The sequence below is a fragment of the Bacillus nitroreducens genome (assembly GCF_964021195.1).
In genome coordinates this window covers 2848019-2860472 of the sequence record NZ_CAXHYI020000003.1, presented here as the reverse complement: position 1 = coordinate 2860472, position 12454 = coordinate 2848019, and the positions used below count along the sequence as shown (strand labels likewise).

15 protein-coding genes and 1 pseudogene are annotated in these 12454 nt (G+C 38.0%); 8 read left to right on the top strand and 8 right to left on the bottom strand.

What is annotated here, in order from left to right; all coding sequences use genetic code 11:
* Positions 1-41 precede the first annotated feature (41 nt).
* A complete protein-coding gene (locus ACWPVE_RS17845) occupies positions 42-449 on the top strand; it encodes a nuclear transport factor 2 family protein (protein ID WP_453995702.1) in 408 nt (135 codons plus the stop codon).
* A gap of 265 nt (positions 450-714) precedes the next feature.
* On the opposite strand, the gene ACWPVE_RS17840 is transcribed toward ACWPVE_RS17845, so the two are convergent.
* Positions 715-2001, bottom strand: coding sequence for an NCS2 family permease (locus ACWPVE_RS17840; RefSeq protein WP_453995700.1), 1287 nt, complete (start codon positions 1999-2001; stop codon positions 715-717).
* A gap of 120 nt (positions 2002-2121) precedes the next feature.
* Here ACWPVE_RS17840 and ACWPVE_RS17835 point away from each other — a divergent pair, with 120 nt between their 5' ends.
* Positions 2122-2988 carry a LysR family transcriptional regulator gene (locus tag ACWPVE_RS17835; RefSeq protein WP_453995698.1) on the top strand — a complete coding sequence of 289 codons (867 nt, stop codon included), beginning with the start codon at positions 2122-2124 and terminating at the stop codon, positions 2986-2988.
* An 84-nt stretch (positions 2989-3072) separates the two neighbouring features.
* Here ACWPVE_RS17835 and cspD read toward each other — a convergent pair whose 3' ends face one another.
* The 3 genes and pseudogenes from cspD to msrA form a co-directional block, all read right to left on the bottom strand.
* A complete protein-coding gene (gene cspD, locus ACWPVE_RS17830; protein WP_010283803.1) occupies positions 3073-3273 on the bottom strand; it encodes a cold-shock protein CspD in 201 nt (66 codons plus the stop codon).
* 258 nt (positions 3274-3531) lie between these two features.
* Positions 3532-3942: a peptide-methionine (R)-S-oxide reductase MsrB gene (gene msrB / locus ACWPVE_RS17825; RefSeq protein ID WP_453997617.1), complete on the bottom strand. Its 411-nt coding sequence runs from the start codon at positions 3940-3942 to the stop codon at positions 3532-3534.
* A gap of 12 nt (positions 3943-3954) precedes the next feature.
* Positions 3955-4494 (bottom strand): annotated as a pseudogene (gene msrA / locus ACWPVE_RS17820) (peptide-methionine (S)-S-oxide reductase MsrA); the annotation flags it as partial.
* A gap of 118 nt (positions 4495-4612) precedes the next feature.
* On the opposite strand from msrA, the gene ACWPVE_RS17815 reads away from it, so the two are divergent.
* Positions 4613-4858 carry a DNA alkylation repair protein gene (locus ACWPVE_RS17815; protein ID WP_453995695.1) on the top strand — a complete coding sequence of 82 codons (246 nt, stop codon included), beginning with the start codon at positions 4613-4615 and terminating at the stop codon, positions 4856-4858.
* Positions 4859-4949: 91 nt separating this feature from the next.
* On the opposite strand, the gene ACWPVE_RS17810 is transcribed toward ACWPVE_RS17815, so the two are convergent.
* A complete protein-coding gene (locus ACWPVE_RS17810) occupies positions 4950-5948 on the bottom strand; it encodes an acyltransferase family protein (RefSeq protein WP_453995693.1) in 999 nt (332 codons plus the stop codon).
* A gap of 302 nt (positions 5949-6250) precedes the next feature.
* Between ACWPVE_RS17810 and ACWPVE_RS17805 the strand changes: the two genes are divergently transcribed.
* The 3 genes from ACWPVE_RS17805 to ACWPVE_RS17795 all read left to right on the top strand — a co-directional run bounded on the left by ACWPVE_RS17805 (position 6251) and on the right by ACWPVE_RS17795 (position 8940).
* On the top strand, positions 6251-7462 hold the full coding sequence (locus tag ACWPVE_RS17805) for an MFS transporter (RefSeq protein WP_453995691.1): 1212 nt from the start codon (positions 6251-6253) through the stop codon (positions 7460-7462).
* 145 nt (positions 7463-7607) lie between these two features.
* Positions 7608-7895 carry a phage holin family protein gene (locus ACWPVE_RS17800; protein ID WP_453995689.1) on the top strand — a complete coding sequence of 96 codons (288 nt, stop codon included), beginning with the start codon at positions 7608-7610 and terminating at the stop codon, positions 7893-7895.
* Between the two features lie 115 nt (positions 7896-8010).
* Entirely contained in the window at positions 8011-8940 is a 930-nt protein-coding gene (locus ACWPVE_RS17795) for a glycoside hydrolase domain-containing protein (RefSeq protein ID WP_453995687.1), read from the top strand.
* A 170-nt stretch (positions 8941-9110) separates the two neighbouring features.
* Here the strand turns inward: ACWPVE_RS17795 and ACWPVE_RS17790 are convergent, their stop codons facing one another.
* Positions 9111-9806: an AIM24 family protein gene (locus tag ACWPVE_RS17790; RefSeq protein ID WP_453995685.1), complete on the bottom strand. Its 696-nt coding sequence runs from the start codon at positions 9804-9806 to the stop codon at positions 9111-9113.
* Positions 9807-9990: 184 nt separating this feature from the next.
* Between ACWPVE_RS17790 and ACWPVE_RS17785 the strand changes: the two genes are divergently transcribed.
* Together ACWPVE_RS17785 and ACWPVE_RS17780 are read left to right on the top strand one after the other, a co-directional pair.
* Entirely contained in the window at positions 9991-10299 is a 309-nt protein-coding gene (locus tag ACWPVE_RS17785; RefSeq protein ID WP_453995683.1) for a PadR family transcriptional regulator, read from the top strand.
* 17 nt (positions 10300-10316) lie between these two features.
* Positions 10317-11483 carry a chromate transporter gene (locus ACWPVE_RS17780; protein ID WP_453995681.1) on the top strand — a complete coding sequence of 389 codons (1167 nt, stop codon included), beginning with the start codon at positions 10317-10319 and terminating at the stop codon, positions 11481-11483.
* Here ACWPVE_RS17780 and ACWPVE_RS17775 read toward each other — a convergent pair.
* Positions 11469-12026 carry a transposase gene (locus ACWPVE_RS17775; RefSeq protein ID WP_453995679.1) on the bottom strand — a complete coding sequence of 186 codons (558 nt, stop codon included), beginning with the start codon at positions 12024-12026 and terminating at the stop codon, positions 11469-11471. The genes ACWPVE_RS17780 and ACWPVE_RS17775 overlap by 15 nt on opposite strands.
* Positions 11983-12336, bottom strand: coding sequence for a transposase (locus tag ACWPVE_RS17770; protein WP_453995677.1), 354 nt, complete (start codon positions 12334-12336; stop codon positions 11983-11985). The genes ACWPVE_RS17775 and ACWPVE_RS17770 overlap by 44 nt, the downstream gene beginning before the upstream one ends.
* Positions 12337-12454 lie beyond the last annotated feature (118 nt).

Sequence of the window (12454 nt, the reverse complement as noted above, 5' to 3'; positions counted from 1 at the left end):
GTATATATCATACATTTTAATGAAATCAATTTAGATAAGGGATGATAAACTTGAGTAAAGAACAGCCTTTCACAGCAACTTCCTCCAACAAAGAGAAAGCATTGTCATTTTTACAGCTGATTGTATCAGGGAATATTCGTGAAGCATATGAGAGATACATCGCACCTAACTTCCGTCACCACAATCCCTACTTTCAAGGAGATGCCAATAGCCTCATGTATGCGATGGAAGAGAATGCATCCAAAAATCCACACAAGATATTTGAAGTTAAACTAGTTATTCAAGAAGAAGATAAAGTATCAGTCTACTCCCATATCAAGCAGAATACAAAAGACCTCGGAGCAGCTGTTGTCCATATGTTTCGTTTTGATAATGGAAAAATTGTGGAATTATGGGACATTGGACAACCGATCCCAGAGGATTCCCCAAATGAGAATGGAATGTTTTGATTAAGATTAGATATAAAAAATAGCAGTCCTTTATGACTACTCAGACTGTTGACAAACGCTCGCATACTTCGTTGCTAGCCTCACTCGTCCGCTCATGAAGGCAACTTCTATTTGCGTCTTCGTTCGGCTACGCGCCTTGTCTGACAAGAGTTTTCAAGTCAGTCTGGAAAATTGAACCTTACTAGTGTTTCCCATAAAAATGAGTGTAGACAAAGTCAAGTTTGACTTTGTCTACACTCTGAGCACCCCTTTAGGAATGCTACTATTAGTACACATACTGAATCACGAAGTTACTAATAAATAAAATCGCAATCAAATATAGGGCTGGATGAATTTCTTTTCCTTTACCCATTAATAGTTTCATCAATGGGTACATGATAAAACCAATCGCCATGCCGTCTGCGATACTATATGTTAATGGAATCAACACAATGATTAAAAGGGCTGGAAAACTCTCAGTAAAATCATCCATTGAGATATTGACAATGTTTTGCAGCATCAACACACCAATTAATATAAGGATCGGTGAAACTGCACTTGCTGGGACCATTTTTATTACTGGGATAAATAGGATTGATACTAAAAACAGAACCCCCGTAAAGATACTGGTTAGCCCTGTTCTTCCCCCAGCAGTAATTCCTGCTGCTGTTTCCACTGAAGCAACAGTTGGGCTTGTTCCAATAATACCAGAAGATAAAACAGATACTGAAGTAGCCTGTAGTGACTTTTTACTACTCTCTGGACGCTTCAGCATATTGGTATGTCCATGAATAAGACCAATATTTTCAAATACGAGTACCATTGCTAACGAAATGGAAGTTAACCAGAATACGATATTTCCAGCTTGCGCCCACGATAGTTGACCAAATACTCCAAAGTATTCTTGAAAGTCTGGCGCTGAAAAGGAGATACCCTCAAATGAAGCTCCGCCGAACATGATCGCTAATACTGATGTAATTAGAATACTGATTAATAGATTACCAGGTACATTTTTAATAAATAAGAGTACCGTGATGACTAGTCCAATAAATGTAACGATTACGGTTGGACTACTTAGATCCCCAATCGCAAGCAATGTATGTTCAGAGCTTCTTATAATCCCTGCATTATCAAAACCAATTAAGATTAACAGGATTCCAATTCCAATTGTAATGGCTTCTTTTAATGAATTTGGAATGGAGGAAGTAATCACTTTTGCTAATGGTGTAAAAGCAATCACTACAAAAATAAGTCCCGAAACAAAAACCATCGTTAGTGCTTCCTGCCATGTAAAGCCTCCAGATTGAACGATCGTGTAGGTAAACATTGCATTTAGACCCATTCCAGGTATGAGTAGTATTGGTGTGTTACTCCAAAATCCGATCAGTACACATCCGAGAAAACTCGTTAAAATCGTTGCTATAATCCCTGCTTCCATCGGAATACCCGCTACAGCTAATATCGTGGCATTCACAATAATAATGTAGACAACTGTAATATAAGAGATGAATCCAGCCGTAAATTCTTTTCCGATCGTTGTTCCGTATTGTTGTAACTTAAAAAATCGTTCCATCTTTTATCACCTTTCTCACGTCCGTATAAACACGATTTTTATCATAACATGGACTTCGCTATATGAAAAATATATAATTCGTATAGAAACTATACTTTTTTTATATAGCAGGTGAAAATGATGGATATCAAACAAATGCGCTATTTTATTGCGATTGCAGAAGAAAAGAATATAACAGCTGCAGCCACTCGACTTCATATGTCTCAACCACCACTCAGTATGCAACTAAAACAGCTAGAAGAAGAACTCAATGTTAAATTATTTGAGCGCAATGGCAAGACGATGGACCTAACTGATAAAGGGCAAATTTTCTATAAAAGAGCCTTACAACTGGTCAACACGGTTGAGGAAATTAAAAATGAAATACAAGAAGTTGAGGAAGGTACGAAAGGTACTCTGGCTGTTGGTTTAAACACTTTGTCTGTTTCGGGATTTTCAGATATGTTAAAAGCATTTCATGAAACCTATCCACTCGTAACATTAAAGATCGTTCAAAATGACTCCTATTATTTAGCAGAAATGGTGAAGTCGAGGGCTATTGAAATGGCGTTCGTACGTCTCCCCCTTGAACATCGAGGATTTATCTTTGAACATCTGGTAAACGAGCCTTTTGTATTTGTATGTAATGAAAGAAAAAACAAGGTAACATTAAAAGAAATCTCACAACTTCCCCTCATTATTCCGAGTACAGAGGGATTAGGTAGCTACAATATCATTCATGAAGCATTTTCTAGAGAAAAACTTCATTTTACAAGTATAGCGGAATGCTCAGATATGCATGTATTGATGGAGATGGTTAAAAGTGGTATGGGTACTACCATTGTCCCGAGATCTGTCTTAGATGTATATGGTGATGGGAGTCTTTATTCTGTACCTATTGAAGGGTCAAACCTATTTTCTTCTTTAGGAGTCATCTGGCTAGATCATCATTATGTCTCAACTCCCGCTAAAAACTTTATAAAGTTGGTGAAAGAGAGGTTATCTTAAAACTATCCTCACTAATTCCACAAAAAGACAATAAAAATAGCCCTACAGATGTAGGGCTATTTGCGATTTCATTTATGGGTTAAATTATAATTTAACTACGTTAGATGCTTGAGGTCCACGGTTACCTTCAACGATTTCGAAAGAAACTTCTTGACCTTCTTCTAAAGTTTTGAAACCTTCGCCTTGGATTGCTGAGAAGTGTACGAAAACATCGTCTCCACCTTGTACTTCGATGAATCCGAATCCTTTTTCGCTGTTAAACCATTTTACTTTACCATTTTGCATGAAATATGCCTCCTAAAATGAACACAAAAGCCTTTTGTGCCTTAAAAAATTTAACCATTGTACACTTACATAAATCTAAAACAAATTCACATATAACTTCAGAAGAATAGCCGAAATTAACGTTCTTTCTTACTTTAAACTTATATATCGTAACAAAATGGTCTATTTAATCATATCATCGCAGATTACCAGAGTCAACCAACAAATTTTAAAATAGTCTTTTTCTCCCATTTTTTAATAGACATCCCGTAATAGTCATTAGTCAAAAAGTTTTACGTATTCTCCGTACCCTTCTTGTTCAAGCTCCTCTTTCGGAATAAATCGAAGTGCTGCAGAGTTTATACAATAACGCATACGGGTTGGACCTGGTCCATCGTAAAATAAATGTCCAAGATGTGAATCAGCTGTATTGCTTCTCACTTCTGTACGAATCATTCCATGTGATGTATCAAGTTCTTCCACGATTTCATCTGCATCAATCGCCTTTGTAAAGCTTGGCCAGCCACAGCCTGCATCATATTGATCACGTGAACTAAATAACGGTTTACCCGAAACAATATCAACATAAATACCGTCTCTGAAATTGTTCCAGTATTCATTTTGAAATGGTGGCTCTGTTCCTTGTTCCTGTGTCACATAATATTGCATATCTGTTAGCTTTTTTTTCACTTCTTCAAATTCTTTTGCAGCCCAATGCTTTCTTATAAATTTGTCCCTTCCAGATCCTTTGCGATAACGGTTATAATGTTCTGGTTTCTTTTTATAATAATCTTGATGATATTCTTCTGCACGATAAAATTCCTTAGCAGGAAGAATTGATGTTACAATCGGCTTTGAGAAAATCCCACTTTCTGCAAGTTTTTGCTTAGATTCTTCGGCAATCTTTTTCTGTTCTTCGGTATGATAAAAAATGGCAGTTCGATAGGATTCGCCACGGTCAAAGAATTGTCCACCTTCGTCTGTTGGATCAATTTGCTGCCAAAATAGTTCAACTAACTTTTCATAAGGAAAAATGTCTGGGTTAAAGGTAATTTGTACGGCTTCGTAATGGCCTGTGGTTTCTGAACAAACCTCTTCATAGGTTGGATTCTTTGTCGTTCCACCCGTATAGCCACTAACCACCTCTATAATTCCTGGCTGTGTGTCAAACGGCTTTACCATACACCAGAAGCATCCACCCGCGAAGGTTGCCTTTTCAACTTTTTCATGTGAATTTTCCATTGGCCCTCTTCCTTTCTCCTGTTTCATACTTTCATTATATCATGTCTCACTCTCGTTCAAAAAAATACGCTCATAAGATTTCCAATACGGGAAAAAGTAAAAAGTAGGAGGTGTAACAATGAGTAGCCCTTATTTATGTCCAAATTGTAAAACGAATCGATCCAGATTTAATATTATTGAACAGGTACCAAGATCAGTTAAAATCGATCCTCAAAGTGGTGAAGTGATGGAAGAATACACAGATAACCTTGACCCATTTCATGTCCCATACAAAGGACCAGATATCAAGGTTCAATGTGGTGTTTGTGGTCTTATTGAGGAGGAACAATCCTTTATTAAAAGAGCACAAAACTACAAAGGATAATGTGCCGATATTATTTCAACTATAAAAAACAAAGGGACGATTCTCGAATCACTAGCATCTGCTATGGATCAAGAGAACCGTCCAGTTGTTTTTATACTCTAATATACCTTTTTAAAATCGAAATTCGTAGTTCAATAAGCGGCTGAGTGATGGCTCGAATGGTTTTAGTCGATAATAGCAAGGTCAACATTAATGACGCTACAACCAATAGCGTAATATTCCAAGTACTGTTAAACACGTCGAGCCATTCGCTGTTTCTGAAATACTTAATGACAAAACCGTGCAATAAATAGACATATAATGTATGGGTACCCCAACTTGTGAAGAAGTATTGTCTTTTCGGTAAAAGAGAGAAAAATGCAATCGTCATCACAATCGAAATAAAATAAACGGTTAATCGTATAAGCCCACCAAGATTCTCATGAGACAGGGTTTCATACGATTTTGACCCAAGAAGCCAACCTGTATTGAAATCTGGAATAATCCAGTAGGTGATAAAAATCGCTGCCAGAACAAGCCCTGATCCTACTTGCACCGCAGGTCGCTTCAATGCAATAAAATGTTCTTTTTTACAATAGAAACCTAATAAAAACAATGGAAAAAACACAAACGTACGCGATAAACTTAAAAAGTTTTCTACAAATGGGATATAACCTACCCCTACCCCAATTAGTACGGCAAGTGCCAATGCCCACTGCATCGGAAGCTTCGTATAGGCATATAGCATCACATTCCAACAAAACAGACTAATTAAAAACCAAAGTGACCACTGTGGATTAAATGGCTCAAAGAATAGGGACTGCCCGTTATAAAGAAAATAGTAATAAATCGTGTAAAGTAATTGAAAAATTAAATATGGGATTAACAGCTTTTTCGCGTTTTTCCGAATGTAACCTTCCTTCTTAAAGTTCTTCGCAAAATATCCCGAAACTAAAATAAATGCTGGCATATGAAAGGAATACACGAAGTGGTAAATGGTGTTAATGATTTGATGGTCATTTATAAAAGGCTGGATAAAGTGACCAAAGACAACTAGGAAAATTAAGATGAACTTTGCGTTATCAAAATAATACTCTCGCTTCGTAGCCATCATAAAACCTCCAAACTATTGTTATCGTATTATAGCACTGGTAGGAGGTTGTTTTTGCAGATGTCTTTGATTTGTAAATACCTTTTTAATAATCAGAGCTCGTTTGTAACTATATTGAAAAATCTTAATCAAACTGCAACAAAAACATATATGTGATATTCCTGTAAAAAATTGAATACTTTACAATTATTTCAACGCTAATTATTTCCGGTCCCGAAAGTTTCGTCCGTGAAAATAATTGTCAATTGTGGTAATATGAATCTATAAACATATCAGTATTTTTTTAGGAGATGGATATAAATATGCCAACTTGGCAACGAAATTTATGGGTTCTTTGGATTGGCGTCTTTTTTACGGCTTCAGGTTTTTCAATGGTTATCCCCTTCTTACCTATCTTTCTATTAGAAATTGGGGTGCACGATCACACCGAGTTGTGGTCTGGACTAATCTACGGTGCTGCCTTCTTTGCTGGTGCATTTGCGACTCCATTTTGGGGTAGAATCGCCGACAAATATGGGCGGAAACCAATGATCGTACGAGCTGGTTTAGCCCTCGTTCTCGTTTATACCTTAATGGCCTTCGTTACAAACCCTTATCAAATTTTAGGTCTACGTATCATGCAAGGACTACTAAGTGGATTTATTCCTGGCTCCATTGCCCTCGTTGGTACGAATACTCCAACAAAAAAAGTTGGTTATGCTCTTTCAATGGTTTCATCAGCGGCAGCAACTGGGATGATTATAGGACCTCTTTTAGGCGGAGGATTAGCTGAACTTTGGGGAAATCGCTGGGCCTTTGCAAGTGCGGGAATCATTGTTTTTATTGCGACTCTCTTAATTATCTTTTTCGTAAAAGAAGAAAACTTCAAACCGAACAAGGAAAAAGGATCAGTGATCAAGGATTTTGGTATTGCCATCAGCAACCGCCCGTTCTTACTTGTTTTAATCCTAACTTTAATGGTCAGCTGCTCCATCATGATAATTGATCCCATCCTTCCACTGTACATTGCTGACATTGCAAGCCACACAAGCTATACGACATTAATGACTGGTTTTGTCATCTCCTTACCAGGTCTTGCAAGTGCACTTTTCGCACCTGTTTGGGGTAAGTGGGCAGATAAGGTTGGATTCCATCGTATCTTATTTATCGGACTACTTGGAGCGGGAATAGGAACATTAGCTCAAATTATTTTTACCCAATTCTGGGGATTTTCAATCATTCGTTTTATATATGGGATTTTCTTTTGTGCGGTATTCCCTGCATTAAACGGGCTCATTGTTAAAACTACGCCAGAGGATTTCCGCGGAAGAGCCTTCAGTTTAAACCAAACAGCCAATCAAATCGGTGGAATGCTAGGACCGCTTATTGGAGGGATACTCGGTGGTCTATTTTCAACCCAAATTCTCTTCACTGTTACTGGAGTCATGCTCTTAGTAGCAATGGCAACAGCATATTTAAATAGTTCCCAACGAAAACGAGCGTTGCATCAAGGAGTCCTTGCTAAAAATAAATAGCTTATTCACAATCGCTAGGCTACCAACCTAGCGATTTTATTTATATTTTTATGTATTTTTACGCTTGAAACGTATTTTCACAATGACCAATTCATTCGATTTCGAATATCTTATCTAAAGAATTTGAAATCTTGAAGGTGAAAATATGGGTCTCAACTTAGAATTTTATATTCGTCAAGATGCGTTTATCTTAATTCCAGTTCTTTATTTCATTGGACTTATCTTAAAAGATACACCGTACATTGCACAGTGGACGCATAGATGGATTCAATTAGGCTTCGCTACGATAGCATGTCTCCTATATTATGGTTTTATGATTCAATCCGTCGCGCAAGCCATCCTTGTCACAGGTGCCACGATGATTTCTGAAGACCTTATCAAAAATACCATCCAGGGGGTCAACAACGCCATCAAAAAGAAAGATAACGAATGAAGGGTCCTCGAAATTATTAACCGCGGTCCTATTTTTCTATTACTCACTTATACGAGGAGAGACACAGCACACTCCCATCTCACATAAGATAAATGGAAAATTGTGAGGTGAAGATATGACAGAAAAAATATTTAATACAATTCTAACAGTAGTAATTGGATTCCTAGCATGTTGCGCGGTTTATTTCTTTTTTACAGAGGACAAAACAAAGCCAGCAACATCTGCCCCATCCACAAGTGAGTCAACCACACCCCCTCCTACGAACACCGATCATCAACCGCCACAAGATAAAGAACAAGAAAATGATAAACAAGATGAAAATCAAGAAAAAGAACAAAACAATGAAAAAGATCAACAGAACGATGAAACTGCTAAACCAAGTGATAACCTCCCTGAAATCGTATGGGGGATTGATTCAGCTAGTGAAACAACAACGGACTTTTATGCGTGTGTGAAAGAAAACTTTGGTGATCCTGTAGTCTTTGGCCGATATCTTGGAGAGCGTGAAGGAATTTCAGTTGGCCTTTCCGCTGAACAGGTAGAAATCATTCATGCTGAAGGTGATTATATTCTACCTATCTATAATCATTTTAATGATGCAACAGGGTATGACAATGGGGTCAAACATGCGACGGAAGCCATTAAAATGGCGAGTGATTTAGGTATTCCAGAGGATGTTGCTATCTTTGCAGATATTGAACCAAATTATCCAGTAGATGCGAAGTTTATTAGTGGATGGTTTGGAACGATAGTAGACTCGCCTTATCAATCTGGAATTTATGGTGTTTTTGACCCTGAACAAGCTTTATTTGCTGCCTTTCAAGAAGCTGGACAAAATAACAGTGCCATCCTCGAACAGAACTATATTTGGACAGCTGCACCAAATGAGGGCATCACTGCCGAATCAAAAGCACCTAAGTTTAACCCTTCTGCCCCAGAAGGTTCACTTGCATGGGGCTGGCAGTATGGTTTAGACGCAGAAACCTGCAACATCGATACAAACCTTTTCAAACGTGAACTCATCGATGTACTGTGGGGCACATAGTAAAAGAAAGAAACATGGGCTCGATTAGCCATGTTTCTTTTTACTATTCTCAACTAAATGACAGTTTCTATTGGCTAAAACTAAACCTATTAATTGCAGTAAAACGTCCACCTAAAGCTGAAATCAAAAATACTAAGAACAACAATGTTTTAGAAAACCGCCTTTTTTCATCAGCTATTTGATTGCTGCATATAAACTTCTTCGTACGGTTGAACGATAACAAATCCATCGCCTTCAAACCTCATTTGAATAGACTCGCCACTTCCGCGTCCAACGAAGGTTTTAAATGAAATATCCGTCTGAAATTCAGGTGTTAGATTACCAGACCACGCAACTGTTGCATTTGGATCCGTAATAACTGGTTTTCCAGGTGTAACCCGTAATGTAAGTGGTTCGTAATGAGTCGTAATCGCTAGCATTCCAGTCCCTTGACAACGTACATTAAACAATCCACCCGCCATCATCCCTGCTACACGTCTCATAAGCTTAATTTCATGTTTCAAAGAAGGTTCAAAAGCAAGAAGATCATTTCCATTCACATAAATCGAATCATTTTGTAGCTCAAGGATGATAATTTTTTTCCCGCTATCGGCCAAGTATAATTTCCCATGCCCATTTGCTTTCATCAATGAAGCCCCTTCTCCAGTAAATGCCTTCTTAAACATACTACTTAGCCCGTGCTCGAGGATTCCTTCTCGTTCATACTTAATTGTTCCATTATATGCCACCATCGAACCTGCTTTGGCCCAAATCATCCCATTCAGATTAACTTCCAGCATTCTTGGAGTCTCTAATTCAAACAGACCTTCTCCTTTGTCCACTTGCTCTGTATTTTTAATAAACTCTGAGATTGAATACTTACTCATTTCATCCACACCCTTCCTTTACTTAGGTTTACGTTAGAGCTAATAGAAAAGTTTCATTTTCATTTTGTAAAGAGTTTGTAAACTTTTTATCTATGCCTTTCTAAAAGAATTTTCACATGCTATAATTTCGATATCGATTTCCGATATTGGTTTCCAACATTAACATAGAAGGGCGGTAAATATTTTGGAAGAAAAAATACTACGGAAACTTTTTCTCGGATTCATCCAGATTCACATTCTACACCATGCAAAAGAAGATCCGATATATGGCTCATGGATGCTTGAAGAACTGAGAGAGCATGGATATACGATAAGTTCAGGAACTCTTTACCCTATCCTGCACAACATGGAATCAGACGGACTTTTAAAAAAAGAAGAAAAAAATGTGGATGGAAAAATTAGAAAATATTATACAACAACAGAAAAAGGTAATATCGTCCTGATTGAAGCTAGAAATAAAGCGTATGAGCTCTTTAAAGAAATTAAGGATTGAATGAAAAGGAGAACTGAATGAAAAATTTACTGGAAATTCTTCTCGTCTCAACAAGACTTGGGCTGACCTCATTTGGAGGACCAGTTGCCCATTTAGGATATTTTCACGAAGAATACATCCGACGTCGTAAATGGATGGATGAAAAGACATATGCGGACTTAGTGGCCTTATGTCAGTTTTTACCTGGACCTGCAAGTAGTCAGGTTGGAATTGGAATAGGCGTCATACGTGCAGGCGTTCTAGGTGGGATTGTATCTTTTATTGGTTTCACATTACCTTCCGTCATTGCACTCATTTTATTTGCCCTCCTTCTTCAAGGGTTAGATATTAGTACAACTGGCTGGATTCATGGATTAAAATTAGTTGCAGTAGCTGTTGTAGCACATGCCATTCTCGGAATGGCACAAAAATTAACTCCTGATTTACCGAGAAAAGCACTTGCACTAGTTGCACTAGTTGGAACACTATTATGGCAGTCAGCCTTTACACAAATTGGAGTGATTCTACTCGCTGCAGTTGTAGGGTTTGTTCTGTTTAAAAATCAAACTGACAATGAAACGACGAAGTTACAGTTTCCAGTATCTCGAGGACTCGCTATTTTCTGCTTAGCATTATTTTTTGGATTACTGATTATTTTGCCAGTCGTTAGGGATATCACGTCGATCGAGTGGATTGCAATGTTTGATAGTTTTTATCGTTCTGGCTCTCTTGTTTTCGGTGGTGGCCATGTTGTCCTGCCTTTATTAGAGCGAGAATTTGTCCCAACTGGTTGGCTTAGTGAAGAGGCATTTTTAGCTGGATATGGTGCGACACAAGCTGTACCAGGACCGCTATTTACATTCGCAGCGTATCTTGGGGCCGTGATAAATGGATGGCAAGGTGGATTACTCGCAACCGTCGCGATTTTCCTTCCAGCGTTCCTATTGGTTTTAGGTACGTTGCCATTCTGGGACTCTTTGCGCCGAAATCCGAAGATAAAAGGTGCATTAATGGGGGTTAATGCTGCAGTTGTTGGAATCTTAATCTCTGCATTTTACTACCCGATATGGACTAGTTCCGTGTTCGAACCAATTGATTTTGCTTTTGCTGCCATTTTGTTTAGCATGCTTGTCTATTGGAAACTCCCACCTTGGATTGTAGTTGTAACAGGCGCCCTCGGTGGAGCAATTTTACATTTGATCTAAAGGGGCTGTCCGATAAGTCCTAAAAAAAAGGCAAGGGAGAAAAAACGACCGTTTTTCTCCCTTGCCTTTTTGTTTTTTTTGATTTTTCTCTGAAAGTAGCTGGCGTATGCCTGCTACTTTCAATATATTGTGGGCTAATGCCACAATTCCAAACTCGACATATATTTTGTCGAGCCCCCGCAGAGAAAATCTGCGAAACGACCTATTGCCCTTGATGTGACCGAACGCACTTTCTACTTCAACTTTACGTTCTGCGTAGATAGCGGACTTTTCATCACATTCAAGGGCTGTTTTAGCCTTGGCTTTCATTTCTTCAAAAATCGTATTCCAATGAAACTGACGATTCCCTTTTGCTTTTGTGCATTGTGCTTTTAGTGGACAATCGGTACAATCTTCACATTCATATATTTTGGAACTTTGCTCGTAGCCAGATTTATTCTTTTTATTCAGGTATTTTTTAAACGTTACTTTCATTCCTTTCGGGCAAATAAAATAGTCGTCATCTTCCACGTAAGTCCAATTTTTTTGTGTTTTTGATGTCATTTTTATATTTACGGGTTTGTTCCTGTACATAGCTTCCATACGGAATAAGAAACTCGAATCGTTGCTCTTTCTCATCTCCGACAGCGTAAACATAATTCTCCTCACTACCATATCCTGCATCGGCAATAACCGTTTTGGGTATTGGTAAAGAAGAAGCTGCCAGTTTCTCCATTTGAGGGATGAAGCACCGAGTGTCTGTTAAGCGTTGATGTATTGTATAGTATAGAATAAACTGGTTTTCTGTTCCTACTTGTACGTTGTATCCTGGCTTAAGTTGGCCATTTTTCATATGATCTTCTTTCATACGCATGAAGGTGGCATCTTTGTCCGTTTTAGAATAACTATTACGATCACCTAAAACTTCATTTTACTAAAAAGGATGATTTTTTCGTGAGTTTTTTTAAAAGTTACGAGTCAATACTATTAAA

What these genes read in the sequence shown, in the direction of transcription:
- ACWPVE_RS17795 (WP_453995687.1), top strand. Translation starts at nt 8,011, where the DNA reads ATGACAGAAAAAATATTTAATACAATTCTAACAGTAGTAATTGGATTC.
- ACWPVE_RS17770 (WP_453995677.1), bottom strand. Translation starts at nt 12,336, where the DNA reads ATGCGTATGAAAGAAGATCATATGAAAAATGGCCAACTTAAGCCAGGA.
- ACWPVE_RS17775 (WP_453995679.1), bottom strand. Translation starts at nt 12,026, where the DNA reads ATGACATCAAAAACACAAAAAAATTGGACTTACGTGGAAGATGACGAC.
- cspD (WP_010283803.1), bottom strand. Translation starts at nt 3,273, where the DNA reads ATGCAAAATGGTAAAGTAAAATGGTTTAACAGCGAAAAAGGATTCGGA.
- ACWPVE_RS17835 (WP_453995698.1), top strand. Translation starts at nt 2,122, where the DNA reads ATGGATATCAAACAAATGCGCTATTTTATTGCGATTGCAGAAGAAAAG.
- ACWPVE_RS17840 (WP_453995700.1), bottom strand. Translation starts at nt 2,001, where the DNA reads ATGGAACGATTTTTTAAGTTACAACAATACGGAACAACGATCGGAAAA.
- ACWPVE_RS17815 (WP_453995695.1), top strand. Translation starts at nt 4,613, where the DNA reads ATGAGTAGCCCTTATTTATGTCCAAATTGTAAAACGAATCGATCCAGA.
- ACWPVE_RS17805 (WP_453995691.1), top strand. Translation starts at nt 6,251, where the DNA reads ATGCCAACTTGGCAACGAAATTTATGGGTTCTTTGGATTGGCGTCTTT.
- ACWPVE_RS17780 (WP_453995681.1), top strand. Translation starts at nt 10,317, where the DNA reads ATGAAAAATTTACTGGAAATTCTTCTCGTCTCAACAAGACTTGGGCTG.
- ACWPVE_RS17790 (WP_453995685.1), bottom strand. Translation starts at nt 9,806, where the DNA reads ATGAGTAAGTATTCAATCTCAGAGTTTATTAAAAATACAGAGCAAGTG.
- ACWPVE_RS17845 (WP_453995702.1), top strand. Translation starts at nt 42, where the DNA reads ATGATAAACTTGAGTAAAGAACAGCCTTTCACAGCAACTTCCTCCAAC.
- ACWPVE_RS17800 (WP_453995689.1), top strand. Translation starts at nt 7,608, where the DNA reads ATGGGTCTCAACTTAGAATTTTATATTCGTCAAGATGCGTTTATCTTA.
- ACWPVE_RS17810 (WP_453995693.1), bottom strand. Translation starts at nt 5,948, where the DNA reads ATGGCTACGAAGCGAGAGTATTATTTTGATAACGCAAAGTTCATCTTA.